Origin of the sequence: Actinophytocola glycyrrhizae (assembly GCF_042653545.1) — a bacterium.
Classification (GTDB): Bacteria; Actinomycetota; Actinomycetes; order Mycobacteriales; family Pseudonocardiaceae; genus Actinophytocola; species Actinophytocola glycyrrhizae.
Genome location: NZ_JBHSIS010000010.1, coordinates 602555 through 615916, shown reverse-complemented (window position 1 = coordinate 615916; position 13362 = coordinate 602555). Strand labels below are relative to the sequence as shown.

Annotated in this window: 17 protein-coding genes; 6 read left to right on the top strand and 11 right to left on the bottom strand. The window is 70.4% G+C overall.

The genetic code is table 11. The annotated features are described in order from the left end of the window. Nucleotides 1–16 precede the first annotated feature (16 nt). Together ACFPCV_RS24635 and ACFPCV_RS24630 are read right to left on the bottom strand one after the other, a co-directional pair. On the bottom strand, nucleotides 17–1354 hold the full coding sequence (locus ACFPCV_RS24635; protein WP_378058663.1) for a hypothetical protein: 1338 nt from the start codon (nucleotides 1352–1354) through the stop codon (nucleotides 17–19). Then, a complete protein-coding gene (locus ACFPCV_RS24630) occupies nucleotides 1351–1902 on the bottom strand; it encodes a SigE family RNA polymerase sigma factor (protein ID WP_378058662.1) in 552 nt (183 codons plus the stop codon). The genes ACFPCV_RS24635 and ACFPCV_RS24630 overlap by 4 nt, the downstream gene beginning before the upstream one ends. A 126-nt stretch (nucleotides 1903–2028) precedes the next feature. Between ACFPCV_RS24630 and ACFPCV_RS24625 the strand changes: the two genes are divergently transcribed. Then, on the top strand, nucleotides 2029–2385 hold the full coding sequence (locus tag ACFPCV_RS24625) for a F0F1 ATP synthase subunit epsilon (RefSeq protein WP_378058753.1): 357 nt from the start codon (nucleotides 2029–2031) through the stop codon (nucleotides 2383–2385). Nucleotides 2386–2408: 23 nt separating this feature from the next. Further along, nucleotides 2409–2843, top strand: a complete 435-nt coding sequence (locus ACFPCV_RS24620; protein WP_378058661.1) for a DUF2550 domain-containing protein — start codon at nucleotides 2409–2411, stop codon at nucleotides 2841–2843. Nucleotides 2844–3144: 301 nt separating this feature from the next. Here ACFPCV_RS24620 and ACFPCV_RS24615 read toward each other — a convergent pair whose 3' ends face one another. The 9 genes from ACFPCV_RS24615 to ACFPCV_RS24575 all read right to left on the bottom strand — a co-directional run bounded on the left by ACFPCV_RS24615 (nucleotide 3145) and on the right by ACFPCV_RS24575 (nucleotide 9178). After that, nucleotides 3145–3957 (bottom strand): DUF1206 domain-containing protein, encoded by an 813-nt coding sequence (locus tag ACFPCV_RS24615; protein ID WP_378058660.1) that lies wholly within the window; start codon nucleotides 3955–3957, stop codon nucleotides 3145–3147. Between the two features lie 51 nt (nucleotides 3958–4008). Further along, complete coding sequence (locus ACFPCV_RS24610) at nucleotides 4009–4581, bottom strand: cob(I)yrinic acid a,c-diamide adenosyltransferase (RefSeq protein WP_378058659.1); 573 nt, start codon at nucleotides 4579–4581, stop codon at nucleotides 4009–4011. 10 nt (nucleotides 4582–4591) lie between these two features. Further along, nucleotides 4592–5365: an ESX secretion-associated protein EspG gene (locus ACFPCV_RS24605; protein ID WP_378058658.1), complete on the bottom strand. Its 774-nt coding sequence runs from the start codon at nucleotides 5363–5365 to the stop codon at nucleotides 4592–4594. Next, entirely contained in the window at nucleotides 5366–6604 is a 1239-nt protein-coding gene (locus ACFPCV_RS24600; protein WP_378058657.1) for a PPE domain-containing protein, read from the bottom strand. A gap of 25 nt (nucleotides 6605–6629) precedes the next feature. After that, nucleotides 6630–7217: a DUF3558 domain-containing protein gene (locus tag ACFPCV_RS24595; protein ID WP_378058656.1), complete on the bottom strand. Its 588-nt coding sequence runs from the start codon at nucleotides 7215–7217 to the stop codon at nucleotides 6630–6632. Next, on the bottom strand, nucleotides 7214–7564 hold the full coding sequence (locus ACFPCV_RS24590) for a PE domain-containing protein (protein WP_378058655.1): 351 nt from the start codon (nucleotides 7562–7564) through the stop codon (nucleotides 7214–7216). Before ACFPCV_RS24590 ends, ACFPCV_RS24595 begins: the two co-directional genes overlap by 4 nt. An 89-nt stretch (nucleotides 7565–7653) precedes the next feature. Beyond that, the gene (locus ACFPCV_RS24585; RefSeq protein WP_378058654.1) at nucleotides 7654–8352 is read right to left on the bottom strand and encodes a hypothetical protein; all 699 of its coding nucleotides are present in this window, start codon (nucleotides 8350–8352) and stop codon (nucleotides 7654–7656) included. An 11-nt stretch (nucleotides 8353–8363) separates the two neighbouring features. Beyond that, nucleotides 8364–8789 carry a hypothetical protein gene (locus tag ACFPCV_RS24580; protein ID WP_378058653.1) on the bottom strand — a complete coding sequence of 142 codons (426 nt, stop codon included), beginning with the start codon at nucleotides 8787–8789 and terminating at the stop codon, nucleotides 8364–8366. A gap of 5 nt (nucleotides 8790–8794) precedes the next feature. Further along, nucleotides 8795–9178: a hypothetical protein gene (locus ACFPCV_RS24575; RefSeq protein ID WP_378058652.1), complete on the bottom strand. Its 384-nt coding sequence runs from the start codon at nucleotides 9176–9178 to the stop codon at nucleotides 8795–8797. A gap of 168 nt (nucleotides 9179–9346) precedes the next feature. Here ACFPCV_RS24575 and ACFPCV_RS24570 point away from each other — a divergent pair, with 168 nt between their 5' ends. The 4 genes from ACFPCV_RS24570 to ACFPCV_RS24555 all read left to right on the top strand — a co-directional run bounded on the left by ACFPCV_RS24570 (nucleotide 9347) and on the right by ACFPCV_RS24555 (nucleotide 13360). Next, nucleotides 9347–10210 carry a helix-turn-helix domain-containing protein gene (locus ACFPCV_RS24570; RefSeq protein WP_378058651.1) on the top strand — a complete coding sequence of 288 codons (864 nt, stop codon included), beginning with the start codon at nucleotides 9347–9349 and terminating at the stop codon, nucleotides 10208–10210. A 5-nt stretch (nucleotides 10211–10215) separates the two neighbouring features. Further along, the gene (locus ACFPCV_RS24565) at nucleotides 10216–10467 is read left to right on the top strand and encodes a DUF397 domain-containing protein (RefSeq protein WP_378058650.1); all 252 of its coding nucleotides are present in this window, start codon (nucleotides 10216–10218) and stop codon (nucleotides 10465–10467) included. Nucleotides 10468–10529: 62 nt separating this feature from the next. Beyond that, complete coding sequence (locus ACFPCV_RS24560; protein ID WP_378058649.1) at nucleotides 10530–11996, top strand: TIGR02677 family protein; 1467 nt, start codon at nucleotides 10530–10532, stop codon at nucleotides 11994–11996. Next, complete coding sequence (locus ACFPCV_RS24555; RefSeq protein WP_378058648.1) at nucleotides 11993–13360, top strand: DUF2398 family protein; 1368 nt, start codon at nucleotides 11993–11995, stop codon at nucleotides 13358–13360. Before ACFPCV_RS24560 ends, ACFPCV_RS24555 begins: the two co-directional genes overlap by 4 nt. Nucleotides 13361–13362 lie beyond the last annotated feature (2 nt).

Here is a 13362-nt window from a genome sequence, read left to right as displayed (position 1 = left end):
GGCGTTCGCCGTCTCGTCAGGACAGTCGCACGTAGTCGTCGCCGACCAGGATCTCCCTGACGGTGTCGGGCAGCAGCGCGGCGTCCCGGCCGGCGTCCTGCCACGGCCCGTCCGGGCTGGTCCGGTAGCGCAGCTGCTTGCCCTTGTCCGCGACGACCCAGCCGCCGCCGTCGGGGATGCGGAAGCGGACCGGCAGGATCGCCTCCGGGTCCACGGTGCCGCCGTCGATGAGGTTCATCGTCTCCGCTGTCAGGTCGGGTGCCACCTTGGCGATCAGCCGGGGTGGCGCGGTACCCACCTGGCTCTGCTTCAGGATGATGACGCGACCGTCGGGCAGCCCGACGGCGATGGTCCACGGGCTGACGACGTAGTCCTTCTGTTGGGCCATGGACCGGAACACGCCCCATCTCCCGTCCAGTGCGATCGGTGGCAACCCGAGCGGTTCGCCCAGTTCCCACGTCACCTCGCCCCAGGGGAGCAGGTCCGAGTGCATCCGGTAGGACGGGTCGGTGAGGCGCAGCATGAGGTAGGAGCTCGCGGTTGTCGTCATGAGCGAGTAGTCCCCCACCGGGAGCAGGTCGGGCGGGTCGCTCCCTTCGAAGGCGACCATCTCCCACGGACTCCTGTCCGGCGGGACGGTCACGATGGCCACACCGTCATCGGGCTCGGCTTGGCTCCAGTCGAACCGGAGGTCGCGGCGCCCGTCGTCCCCCTGGACCACGGTGAAATCAAAGGCGTAGTGGAGTGGTTTCCCGTTGTCGACGATCAGGGCTGTCCGGTCGTCCGGGCCGAACTTGTAGTAGTCGGCCACCCCTGGTTCGTCCCAGCCGATCATCCGGGTGGTGACCAGCTTGAGCTGTCCGTCCCCCGGGTCGATCGCGACCAGCCCTTCCGCGGTCCGCAGCCCGTTCTCGGGCACCTGGTTGTTGCGGTGCACGTACACCTGCTGCAGGACGACCGCCGCCCGCCCGGCCGGGGTGCTGCCCGCCCAGTACACGTGCGGGTCGCCGCGCAGGTCGTCGTAGTACCCGTCGCGGGCCTCCGGCGAGTACGGCAGCCCCTCCTGCCACGCATGGCGTGCCTGGTCGAGGAACGCCTTGTCGCCCGCCAGGTCACCCTTCGTGGGCATGGTCAGCCGGGCGTCGGCGACCGGGACCGGTGCGTCCTCCCGCATGGTCACGACCGTCGCGCTCGCGGCCACGGCGACGACCGCCACCACACTCGCCGCGACGGCCAGCCTGCGTCGTGCCCTGCGCCTGCGCCCGCCACGCAGCACGGTCTCGGCGAACGCGGGCGGCAAGGCCAGCCCGGGCGTCGTGCCGTGCAGGTGTTCTCGCAGTTCTGTGGCGTTCACGTGGTCGTCCTCTCGTGGACCGGGGCGGGGAGGTCGGCGGGGAGGTCGTCGGGATGGTCGGCGGGAAGGTCGTCGTCGAGCACCTCGCGGAGGCGGGCGAGGCCGCGGGAGGTCTGGCTCTTGACCGTGCCGAGACTGCAGCGGAGCGCCTTCGCGACCTCCGCCTCGGCCATGTCGTCGAAGAAGCGCAGCACCAGCACGGCCCGCATCCTGGGCGGCAGCGCGTGCAGGCCGCGGACGACCCGGTCCTCCTCGACGATCTGTTGTTCCGGTCCCGGCCACGCGGGTGGCGCCTCGTCGCGGAGCGGTACCTCGCTCACCCGTCGCGAGCGGTTCCGCCAGCGGTTGGCCGCCGCGTTCGCGAGCGCGGCCCGCAGGTAGGGTTCCGGCCTGCCCCTGATGCGCCGCCACCGCGGGTAGGCCCGCTCCAGCACGTCCTGCAGCAGATCCTCCGCTGCGCCCCGGTCACCGCCGCACAGGAGGTAGGCGGTGCGGAGCAGAGCGGGCCCTCGGTGCGTCACGAAGTCCGTGAAGTCGGTTTCGTCCATGGGCACCCCCCAGTCGATCCGTGACTCGTCTCACCCTTATCGACACCAGCCTGGCTGGGGAGGTTGAGAGCCGACCAATTAGACTTCCGTTGGAAGACCCATACAAGGAGGTACCGCGTGGCCGAGATGTCCGTCCAGCTGGTCGCCGTGGAACGACGCCTGTGGTCGGGTACCGGCACGTTCGTCTCGGCGCAGACCACCGAGGGCGAGATCGGCATTCTGCCCGGTCACGAGCCCGTACTCGGTCAGCTGATCGAGGGTGGCGTGGTGAAGGTGCGCACGACCGACGGCGAGACCGTGACCGCGGCCGTCCAGGGTGGGTTCCTTTCCGTGACGGGTGAGGCGGTACGCATCCTCGCGGAGTCCGCCGACCTGGCCGACGAGATCGACGTGGCGTCGGCGGAGGCCGACCTCAACTCGGACGACGAGGAGATCCGCGCCAGAGCGCAGGGTCGACTTCGCGCAGCGGGTCAGCGGGACTGACGGCCGGGCAGCGGAGGCGGGCCGTGGACATCACCGTGATGGTCGGAGCGGTCCTCCTGCTGGTCGCGGTTGTCCTCGTCTGGTTCACCGTTCGTCGCCTGCGTGCGTTGCGGTCCGGCGGTGTGCACGCCGCGCTGCGCACCCGTCTCGACGACGCGGGCAAGGGCTGGCACCTCGGGGTGGGGCGTTATCAGGGTGACGAGTTCGTGTGGTTCCGCGTGCTCAGCCTGCGCCCCGGCCCCGACCGGGTGATCAGCCGCAGTGCGCTGGAGATCGCGGACCGCAGGGACCCGTCGGGACCGGAGCTGTATAGCATGCCGCCTGCCTCACGCGTGCTGCGTTTCCGCGAGGCGAACGACGGCGGCGAGGTGGAGATCGCCATGGGACCGGACGCGCTGACCGGGTTCCTGTCGTGGCTGGAGTCCGCCCCGCCGGGCCGGCTGCCCTGGGCTTCCTAGATGACTGATTCCGTGAAGTTGGTGTGAGTCGGTCGTCGTGTGCTGGTCGGATCGGTCCGGTTTCGGTCGGGTGGCTGGGGTTGGTGTCCCGCGTCGCGGGCTAGCTGTGCCCTGAAAGGCGCGTTCAGGGCGCTGAGTGCCCTGAACGGCCCATTCACGGCACTGGCGCCGAACCCGGGCGCTCCGCGCCCGGCCCGCGAAGCGGGGCAGCAGCCCCGCGCAACCCCGATGGGTGGATCCGCCGACTTACGCACCGGATGGACAGCGCAGGCTCAGACCACGCGGCGTTGAGGATCGGGCCCTAGTTCTTGTGCGCCCGGGCGGCGGCGAAGCAGTACACGCCGAACGCCGCGAGTCCGACACCGACGACCACGAGCGCCGCGGTCCCGAAGGGCTGCGCAGCGAGGGTCTTCAGTGCGCGGTCCAGACCGCCGGCTTCCTGTGCGTTGGACTGGAACGCGGCGAACGCCAGCAGCACGCCGATGATGCCCACCACGACACCCTTGGCGATGTAGCCGAAGACACCGAGCCGCGTGACCAACTGCTGGGTGCCGCGCGGCAGGTCGTGCAGGTCGAGGTCGTCGAGGAACTTCTTCTTGACGCCCTTCCTGACCTGGGCGACTCCCACCGCGATGACGACCGCGGCCGCGATCCCGACGAGGATCTGGCCGGCGGGCAGGGACAGCAGCTTCGCGGTGAACTCCTGTTGCTGCTGGTTGCCGGACCCGCCGCCACCGCTGCCGGTGACGAGCCTGGTCGCGTAGACCGCGAGCGCGATGCCGATGATCGCCTTGACGACGGCCCCGATCCGCCGCCGGGTGCGTTTGCCCTGCTTGGTCACCCACCGGTAGCCGATCGCGGCCTGCATGAGCTGCCACCCGCCGTAGGCGAACAGGCCGATGGCCAGCACCCACAGCACCACGGCGCCGAAGGAACCGCTTCCGATCTCCTGGACCGCGCCTTTCTGGTCGGCCTGCTCCCCGGAGCCGAAGGCCACACGCACGGCCAGGTACGCCACGATCACGTGCACGAGCCCGTAGCAGACCATTCCGGCCCGTCCGAGCCCCTGCACCACCTTGCTGTTCTTCGCTCGCTGCGCGGATGAGGCAACCATGCCCCGGTAGGTACCCGGGTCAGGCGGCTGCGAACGGTCCGTTCGCAGTAATCACCGGCCGCCGCCGGGCTGCCACAGCACGTCACCGTCGGGGTTCGCGACCCGCGACAGCACGAACAGCAGGTCGGACAGCCGGTTGAGGTACTTGGCGGCGAGGACGTTCGTGCGCTCGCCGTCCGCCTCGACCAGATGCCACGCGCTGCGCTCCGCCCGCCGCGTCACCGTCCGCGCGACGTGCAGCAGCGCGGCGCCCGCGGTCCCGCCGGGCAGGATGAACGAGGACAGCTTGGTGAGCCGCCCGTTGAAGTCGTCGCACCAGCCTTCGAGCCGCTCGACGTAGGGCTCGGTGATCCGCAGTGGCGGGTACTTGGGGTCCGGCACGACCGGCGCGCACAGGTCGGCGCCGACGTCGAAGAGGTCGTTCTGCACGCCACGCAGAACGGTCAGCAGCTCGTCGGAAAGCCCGCCCATGGCGACCGCGACGCCGATGGCCGCGTTGGCCTCGTCGACGTCGGCGTAGGCGGCGAGCCGCGGGTCGGTCTTGGGCACCCGCTTCCCGTCACCGAGTGCGGTGGTGCCGTTGTCGCCGACCTTCGTGTACACCCGCGTGATGTGAACCGCCATGCCAGGCACACTACCGGCGGGTTCGGGTGAGGCTGTCCAGTAGTTCCTCGACCTGCCGGGTGATCGCGGGCGGGCTGCCCGGGGCGAGGGTCACCCACGAGTCTCTGCGCGTGAGGAGATACCGCCCCAGCGGGTTGTCGTAGAAGCTGACCACGTGGCCCGCGCGCTGACGGGCACCATGCCGCGGGGTGTGGGCGGCTCCAAGGTGACCGAAGCGGACGACCTGCCCGACCACCCCGACCAGCTTGCGGGCCTCGTCCTTGCCGAGTCCCGAGGACACCAGTGCCCGTTGCAACGTGCCGGGGTCGTTGCCTGCCCGCGCGGCGCACGCGTCCAGTGTGTCGGCGGGCAGTGTGATCGACAGGCCCGTGCCCGGTGGGCAGGCGGGCAACTGTGCGACCGCGGTGCGTGCGATTCCGCTGGCCGCGGTGCGCCACACGGTGAAGCGCTCGGCGTCGAGCACGCCGACTGCGGCCGCCGTTTTGCGTGCGCCGATGAGGACGGACGTGCGTGGCCCGTCCGCCGACAGGTGCAGCCGCCCGTCGAGCTCCCATTCCGGTCGTGCGAGCAGACGCAGGCCGAACTCCAGGTCGGGGTGGAGGTCGCCGGGTGCTCCCGCCCCTTTGCGGGCAAGCGAGTTCCACGCACTGGTCCGCAGTTCGGCGCGTTCGTCGAAGGTGCGGCCGTGGGAGTTGATGTCCAGGATCGGTGGGCGCCTGCCGAGGCCGAGGTGTTCCCACAGGATGTCGTACTCGAGCCAGGACAGTGTGAATCTGCCGGACACTCAGTAGTCTTCCTCATCATCGCCGATCACCGAGGGCGCGACCGGCGGTGTGTCGTCCCAGAAGCTGTCGTGGGTGCCGCGCAGGTACTCCGCGGTCTGGTGTTCCTTGTCCTCGTCGCCCTCGGAGCGGCCGCCCATCGGCCCGCCCATGCCCATCCCGCCGACGCCACGACCGCCCGCCGTGCCCGGCGTGGTGCCTCGCCCGGCGACGGGCTCGCTGATCGGCCCGCCGCGCATGCCGCCTCGGAGGCCCTCACCGGGACCGGCGCCGCCAGGACCGCGCCCGGCACCACCACTGCCTGGACCATGCCCGCTGCCGCCTGGACCACGTCCGGTGCTGCCCGGCCCGCGTTCGCCGAGGCGCCTGCCGGTGCCGCCGGGAAACGGTGTGATGCCGGACCGGTACTGGTCGGAGCCGGAACCGGTCACGGGGAGGTGAGCCGGCGGAGCTGCCGTCGAGGGTGTCGGGGTCGGCGTGACGACACTCGGTGTGGTGGCCGATCCCGGCCCCGAGCCGGCGCCGGGTGGTGGGGTGGCGCCAGGGCCGGACCTGTTGCCTGCCGTGTCGTCTGGGGAACCGGTGCCGCCGTCGACCGGGTGCCTGGGGCCGGGCGGTTCGCGGTCGCCGACCGGGATGCTGTCGCCGATCCCGCTCTTCGGCGGCGCAGGCACGTCCACGGCGACGGCAGGTGGCGGCACGAACTTCCCGACGGTGCCCTGGGAGACGGCGGACGCGAACTCGTAGCCGAGCATGGTCCGGACCGCCTCGGCCTTGGCCTCCTGTGCGGCGGCTTCCTGTCTGTCCTGGTCGGCCTGCCCGGCGAGGATGTCGACGAACGAGGTCGGGATCCCGCCGCCGCCGTTGGCGGTCGAGGTGACCTCGACCGGTTCCGGCATCGCGTTCTTTGCCGAGGAGTAGGCGTCGATGTGGAGTTCGGTGCTCGACTGGCTGGCGCTGCTGGCCGTGTTCGCGTCGGCGGCCCACTGCGCGAGCGGGGTGACCCCGGATCGCATCGCGTCGGCGGCGCCGCCGTCCCACACCGCACCGGCTTTGGCGAGCGCCGTTTCGGTCCGTTCGTGCGCGCGCGCCATCAGGTCGGCGAGCGCGGCCCACCCTTCCTGCGAGCCGGACGCCCCGGAGACCCCGGCACCGTCCGGCCGGAAGAAGCCACCCCTGCCGTGAATGTCGTCGTACAACCTCTGGTGGGGTTTCTCGTCCCAGTTGTACTGCCCGCTCATCGCGTTCCCCCTGCCGCCATGTCCGTCACGACGCCACCAACGTTTTCATCGCGGATTCCGCCAACTGATAGGCGAGATCGCACCGCTCAGGACTACCCGGCTCGTTCGGATCCGGTGTTGCGGTGGTCATCAGAGATTGGCCGTCGGCGACGTCCACCACCGCCCAGCACGCTCGCCTGTCGATGTTGCTCGCCACAGTGAGGGTGGGATACCCGTCGATGGGCTCGACGTCCTCGATCTCGACGTTGTACTTAATAGTGGTCCACTCTTCAATGCCCGCGGTCACCACCAACGCGACATTTCCGGCCCTGGCTGAGGAGTAATAACACTGGGGTGACTTGAAGTCCGGGTGTTCGGACGGCTTGCCTGGTCCATCAATGCCGAACTTGGGCCAGTCTGCTTGTGGGATCTGTCCGCAGGGGTCCTTGCCGGTGAGGTCGATGTCCCGCGGCCGCTCACTGGACGGCTCGGTGGCGGTGGACTCGGCGGTGTCCGGTGTGGTGCTGATGGTGTCGCCGGGCATGGGCGAGCCGGCGGACACGGTGGTGCATCCGGTCAGCGCCAGCGTCGCGGACAACGTCGCGATGAGGGTGAACCGTCGGGCCTGAGTCACTGGGATACCTGCCGGAAGGCCAGCGTGCGGGCGTCTTCGGTGAGGTTGTAGGTCTTGACGGCCTGGTCGAGTGCGTCGAGGACAGCCTTGAGTTGGTTCAGGTAACCGCTGGCGGCCTCGACCGCTGCCTGGGAGTTCTCGTTCAACGCTGTGGCTGTGTCGCTGCTGACCGCGTCTGCCCCGAGCGGCCGCATCACCATGACCTGCGCCTTCGTGCGCAGAAACTCGTTGACCTCGTCGTAGATGGGTTGTAGCTCCGCTTTGAGTTGGAGGACCTGGTCAGGTTCGACTCGGAGCGTGCTTGTGCTCGCGGCGGGGTTGGCCGCGCCGGTGATGTCGAAAGGCATGTGGTCCTCCCAGGAGCGCCCCCTCCGGCACTCGTCCCAACCAAGCAGCATAGCCAACCGTGGTGACACACGGTGGTGAACTCGTAACGTCACCCGGTCGGTGTACGGCCCGGCTCCCACCAGCCGACATGGTCGAGATGGTCGAGCAGTTCGTCCGCGACCGCGCGGGCCGTCGGGCAGCGCTCGCGCACCGCGGTCTCCACGTCGGAATCGGCTGGTTCGCTGGTCACGGGATCGATGAAGTACATCGACACGGTCAGCACGAACGACGAGGACACGTCGAGTGTCAGAAAGCAGCTGCTGGTCCGGTCGAATTCGAGGACGCGTTCGATCGCGTAGTGGTCGTCGATGCGCAGCCACACGAGATGCGCGAGCCGGTCGACGGCGCCGCCCGCCGACATGGCGCGATGCTCCTCCACCTGCTTCGCCATCGAACGATGGTCGGCGCTGATGCCCAGTGCGATGCCCGGCCCCTCCCACACGCACCCGATGGCGCTGTCGAGCACGGGTGTCGCCTCGACTCCGGCCGGGGTGACCACGTCGGCGGGCACGCCGGCGCACGGGTCGTCCGGATCGAAGTCGACGTGTCCGGTGGTGGACAGGTCGGCGACAGGAATCGCGTCGATGACCGTGGTGCCGGGCAACAGTTCGGTGCCGACCGGATACGCCGGTTCGACCGTGCCCAGCCGCGCGGATGGCGGAGTGGTCGTGGGATCGCGGTGTGTGGCGGAGCAGCCTGAAGCGATGCACGCGGTCGCGATCAGGGCGGTGAAACGTTTGCGGGACAACGGGGGTCTCCTCAGATGATGGTGTCGACGATCTCGGTGAGCACGCTGGTGAGAAGGTGCAGCCGGTCGTGCCGGTAGACGATGTGGATCTCGTCGCCGGGCAGGACGACGTACAGCTCCATCGGGCCGGGGTAGGGCGGGGCGTCGGCGGGCCGGTTCAGCCAGGACGGTTCGTGGGCGGACTGGTACGGGCGCAAGCCGAGCAGTCGCCTGCCGTGGACGGCGTGGTCGGCGGGCACCGCGCAGGCCGTGCCGGAAATCGCGGTGGTGGCGAGCATTCGGATGGCCGAGGCCGTGACGGTGACCGCGTAGGTGTCCACTGTGGCCGGATAGACCACGACGTGGCGACGGTCGTGTCGTAGGTCGAAGATGGTGGTCGCGTTGTCGCCGTCGGGTTTTCCGCCCTGCACGGCCCATCGGCGCAGATACGGGAGCACGGGGGCTACGTGTTGGGGTTCGCGACGAGCTCGGCCACGATGGCCCGGCGTTCCGCGTCCAGGTCGGGGCGCCGGACCCGCAGGGGCGTCCACGGTCCGGGGTTCTCGCCCCGCGCCAGGGCGGCGCTCCGGCGGCAGGAGTAGGTCATGCTGTCGGTCCACTCGGTCACCAGATGTCGCTTCACGCGGTCGGTGGCCAGTTCGGCGGTCCGTTGTGCCAGGTGCCATTCGTGGAAGGCGGCCCACTCCTCGTAGGCCGTCGCCCGTGCGGCAGGCGTCAGCAGGTCCTCGACGAGTGAGAAGCCCAGGTAATCGCTGACGACCTGGCCGGTCGTGTCGTCGATTCGCAGGAATTGCCTGATGTGCGGCCAATGCAATTGTGCACTCATATTTCACTTCTTTGATGTTTGCGTGCAACTGTCGGTCGTGTCGTGTGTCGAGCACATTGACATGGGGATTCCGTCGAAGCAATGCACAATCGGGTGATTGTTGCGGCGACTCCGTGGTGTTTCGGTTTAGTCTGTGTCATCACTGACATGAATTGTGAGGAGCGTGATATGCCCGGGAAAGTGAAATATCTCGGTGGGGTGGGTGACCGGGGGCTCGGTATGGAACTGAGGCACTACCGGGAGAAGGCGGGGATGAGCTGCGCCCGGGTCGGCGAGGTGCTGGGCTGGTCGGCCAACACGATCAGCAGGCTGGAGCGGGGGTTGCGGCCGGAGACCACCGCGGAGGAGGTGTCGGCGATCCTGGCGGCCGTCGGGGTGACGGGCCCGGATCGTGACAGGATCATGCGGATGGCCAAGGGGTACCGGGAGCAGGGTTGGTGGGAGGGGAACAAGACCCACCTGACCGACCAGGCACGCACCTACCTCAAGTTCGAGGCCAGGGCGACCAGGATCATCGACGTCGAGCCGCTGCTCGTGCCCGGTCTGCTGCAGACCGCGGACTACTGCCGGGCCCTGATGGCCGCCTTCGGGGTCGAGGTGCGGGAGATCGAGGGGCGGGTCGCCCGGCGGCTCGGCCGGCAGGCCATCGTCACCCGGCCGGACCCGCCCGAGCTGGTGTTCGTCGTCAGCGAGCTGATGCTCCGGCAGCCTGTCGGCGGCGCCGGTGTGATGGCCCGGCAGGTGCACAGGATCGTCGAGGATGCCGAACGGCCGCACGTGGCGGTTCGAGTGGTTCCCGCAGCGGTGGCTGCGCATCCCGGCTTGCACGGCGCGTTCACGATGCTGCAGTTCGCTGACGAACCGGCGGTTGTGTTCGTGGAGGGCCGGATGTCAGGCATGTTTCCCGAGAACCCCGACGAGATCGCGGCGTATACGCTTTCGGCGGAGAGGCTGATCGATCTGACGCTGGGCCAGCAGGAGTCCCTGCAACTGCTGCACGCCATCGCCGAGGATCTGGAGAGAGCGAGGTAGCGCCGATGACCGCTCGTGTCGAGCCCCGCAGTCCGTGGCGCAAGAGCAGCTTCAGCGCGAGTGATGCCAACTGCGTGGAGATCGCGTTCGGAACCTGGCGCAAGAGCAGCTTCAGCGCGGAGGACAGCAACTGCGTCGAGGTGGCGTTCGGTGCCGCGGTGCGGGACTCGAAGAACCCTGGGGCCGGGCACCTGGCGCTGCGGACGGATGCCTACCGGTCACTCGTGAGCTTCGCCCGCCGCCACGTGCTGTCATAAGGGACGGTGAGTGTGCCCGGCAAGCGTGGAAGACCTGACAGGTCCTGAGGGGTTTCCAGGTGGTGGACGAGACAGGTGAGACAACCGAGTTCGGCATCGACGCGTTCGCGCTCGACGACCGGCTTCGGCTGTTCCACTTCACCGCCGCCGACAAGCGGGCCGACTACCTGCGCGTGCTGCGTGCCTTCGACCGTGCCCGCGCCAACTACCAGGTGCTCCTGCACGCCAACGACGTCGCCGAGCACGACGGCGGCGACCCGGCCGAGCTGACGCCCCTGCTCGACCAGCTGCACACCTGGCGGGTGCTGGACCGCAGCTACGACGGCGCCCGCGCGGCGAACCTCGCCGAGTACCGCAACCGGCACTACGTCTACCAGTTCACCCAGGCCGGGTACCGGGCCTACCGCGCGGTCGAGGACGTGCTCGGTGCCAGCGTCGACGACGCCGTGCTGTCGCGGCTGGTGTTCCCCGAGCTGCTCGCCGACCTGCTGGCGCTGGCCACGGCGAACACCGAGGGCGACGCGGAGGAGGTCTACCGCAAGCTGACCCGGCTGGACTCCGCGTTGTCGGACATGGCGGAGCGGGCCGCCCGGTTCTACCTGCTGCTGGGCGACCTGTCCCGCACCACCGAGACCAGCGCCGAGGTGTTCCTCGCGCACAAGGACGCGCTGCTGGCGCACCTGCGCGAGTTCACCTCCGAGCTGGCGCGCTACACCCCGAAGCTGGCCGCGGCGCTCGGCGCGGTCGAGGAGACCGGCGTCGACCGGATGGCAGAGCTCGCGGCGAGCGTGGACGAGCGGATCTTCCGGTCCCCGGCCGACCGGCTCGCCGACTGGCGGCACCGGTGGGGCGGGCTCGTCCACTGGTTCCGCGGCGACCCCAGCGAGGCGGAGCGGCTCCAGTCCGGCACCGTCAGCGCCATCGCGAGTGTGCTGGCCCTGCTGCGGCGCGTCACCGAGTCGCGGCGGGGCGGGGTCAGCAGGGAGAGCCAGCTGCGGCACCTCGCGGCCTGGTTCACCGGCACCGCCCACGACGAGGCGGCGCACGCGCTGTTCGCGGCCACGTTCAACCTGGGCGCGCCTCGGCACGTCGCGGTCGTGCACCAGGACGCCGAGCTGGTCGCCACGCGGCGGTCCTGGTGGGAGGCGCCGCCGGTCGAGATCTCCCGGACCCTGGTCGAGACCGGTAAGCCGCCCTCACCCGGCGCGCCGGCCAAGGTGGAGCGCAACGACGCCTCCCGCAGACGCCTCCGCGAGGCGCAGCTCGCCGAGCAGCAGGCCCGGCGGGCCGCGGCGGAGTCGCTGGCGGGCGGTGTGTACGGCCGCACACTGGACGAGGAGGAAACCGAGCTGCTCCTGTCGTTGCTGGACATCGCGCTGGGGGCCAGGGTGCCCGTCACCGGGGTGACGAGCGGTTCGGCCTACGGGGTCAAGCTGACCCTGTCGCCGCACCCGGAGTCGTCCACGGTGGACACGGTGCGCGGTCGCCTGCACCTGGACGGGCTCACACTTTCGGTCGCGCCGCGATGACCGTCCCCGAGTTCGAGCTGGCCGCCTACCAGCGCGCCGTGCGCACGATCCTCGTCAACCCGCTGGTGACCGAGTCCTACCCGGACGCCGCCGCGCTGCCGCTCGTCCGCAGGTGGGCCGACCAGCTCCGCGGCGACCTGGACCGGGCGTTCGGCTACCGCCTGGAACTCACGCCGACCACCGCACGGCTGATCCGCACGCCCGACGAACTGGACGCGAGCCGCCCCGCGCGCACCACGACCGACCGGCCGTTCGACCGCAGGCGCTACGCCTACCTCGCGTTGACGCTCGCGGCGCTCGGCCGGGCGGGCACACAGCTGGCGCTGTCGGAGCTGGCGGACGCGGTCGCCGCCGACGCCGGGCGGATCGAGGGCCTTGGCCTGTCCACCGAGCGGGCCGCGGACCGGGCGGCGTTCGTCGATGCGGTGGCCTGGCTGGAGACCCGCGGCGCGCTGCGGCTGGCCGACGGCAGCGCGCGGCGCTGGGCCGACGACCCGTACGCGGGGGAGGCGCTCTACGACGTCGACCGGGACGTGGTCAACGCGGTGTACCGGCCACGGCGGGTGCTGCAGCACATCGACAGCGTCACCGCGCTGCTCGGCGGGGTGCTCGCCGACGCGAACGGCACCGGCCGCGACGCGCGCCGCCGCCACGCCGGGCAGCGGGCCAGGCGGGCCCTGGTGGAGCGGCCCGTCGTCTACTACGAGGCGGACGGTATCGATGGAGAGGTCCGCAACTTCCTGCGCGGTGCGCACGCGGTCGCCGAGGTCGAGCGGCTGACCGGGCTGACCGCCGAACGCCGCGCGGAGGGGATCGCGGTGCTGGACACCTCCGGCGGGTTCTCCGACCGGCGTTTCCCCGGCACCGGCACGGTCGCGCAGACAGCGCTGCTGCTGGTGAACGAGATCGCCGACCGAGTGGAGCTCGCGGAGCGGGCATCGTCACGGATCGAGGACCAGGACGCGCCCCGGCTCGTCCACCTCGCACCGCCGGACGGCGGGCAGCGGGAGCTGGCTGAGGCCGTCGACAGCGGGCTGCCGCGGCTCGGCGTCCTGGCGGACCTGGCCGAGACCGGGCAGCGTGCGGAACCCGCCGAGCGCGACGCCGTCGAGTACCCGCTGGTCGAGGACGGCTGGCTGGCCACCACAATGTCAGGACTGCTCGACCGCTACGGCTCGACGTTCGCCGCGCAGTGGCGGGCCGACCCGGCACGGTTGCTCGCCGCCGCGTTGGAGCTGCTGGCCGAGCTGCGCATGGTGGCGCGGGTGCCGGGCGGGGTGCTGGTGTTGCCGTTGCTCGCCCGCTACCGCAACGTGGTGGTCCGCGTGCGCGGACGCACGACCGAACCGACCCTGTTCGACTAGGA

Excerpts from the sequence above, each read along its gene's own strand:
- ACFPCV_RS24575 (WP_378058652.1), bottom strand. The coding sequence starts at position 9,178 with ATGAGTGCACAATTGCATTGGCCGCACATCAGGCAATTCCTGCGAATC.
- ACFPCV_RS24570 (WP_378058651.1), top strand. The coding sequence starts at position 9,347 with ATGCCCGGGAAAGTGAAATATCTCGGTGGGGTGGGTGACCGGGGGCTC.
- ACFPCV_RS24590 (WP_378058655.1), bottom strand. The coding sequence starts at position 7,564 with ATGCCTTTCGACATCACCGGCGCGGCCAACCCCGCCGCGAGCACAAGC.
- ACFPCV_RS24555 (WP_378058648.1), top strand. The coding sequence starts at position 11,993 with ATGACCGTCCCCGAGTTCGAGCTGGCCGCCTACCAGCGCGCCGTGCGC.
- ACFPCV_RS24600 (WP_378058657.1), bottom strand. The coding sequence starts at position 6,604 with ATGAGCGGGCAGTACAACTGGGACGAGAAACCCCACCAGAGGTTGTAC.
- ACFPCV_RS24630 (WP_378058662.1), bottom strand. The coding sequence starts at position 1,902 with ATGGACGAAACCGACTTCACGGACTTCGTGACGCACCGAGGGCCCGCT.
- ACFPCV_RS24610 (WP_378058659.1), bottom strand. The coding sequence starts at position 4,581 with ATGGCGGTTCACATCACGCGGGTGTACACGAAGGTCGGCGACAACGGC.
- ACFPCV_RS24625 (WP_378058753.1), top strand. The coding sequence starts at position 2,029 with ATGTCCGTCCAGCTGGTCGCCGTGGAACGACGCCTGTGGTCGGGTACC.
- ACFPCV_RS24565 (WP_378058650.1), top strand. The coding sequence starts at position 10,216 with ATGACCGCTCGTGTCGAGCCCCGCAGTCCGTGGCGCAAGAGCAGCTTC.
- ACFPCV_RS24615 (WP_378058660.1), bottom strand. The coding sequence starts at position 3,957 with ATGGTTGCCTCATCCGCGCAGCGAGCGAAGAACAGCAAGGTGGTGCAG.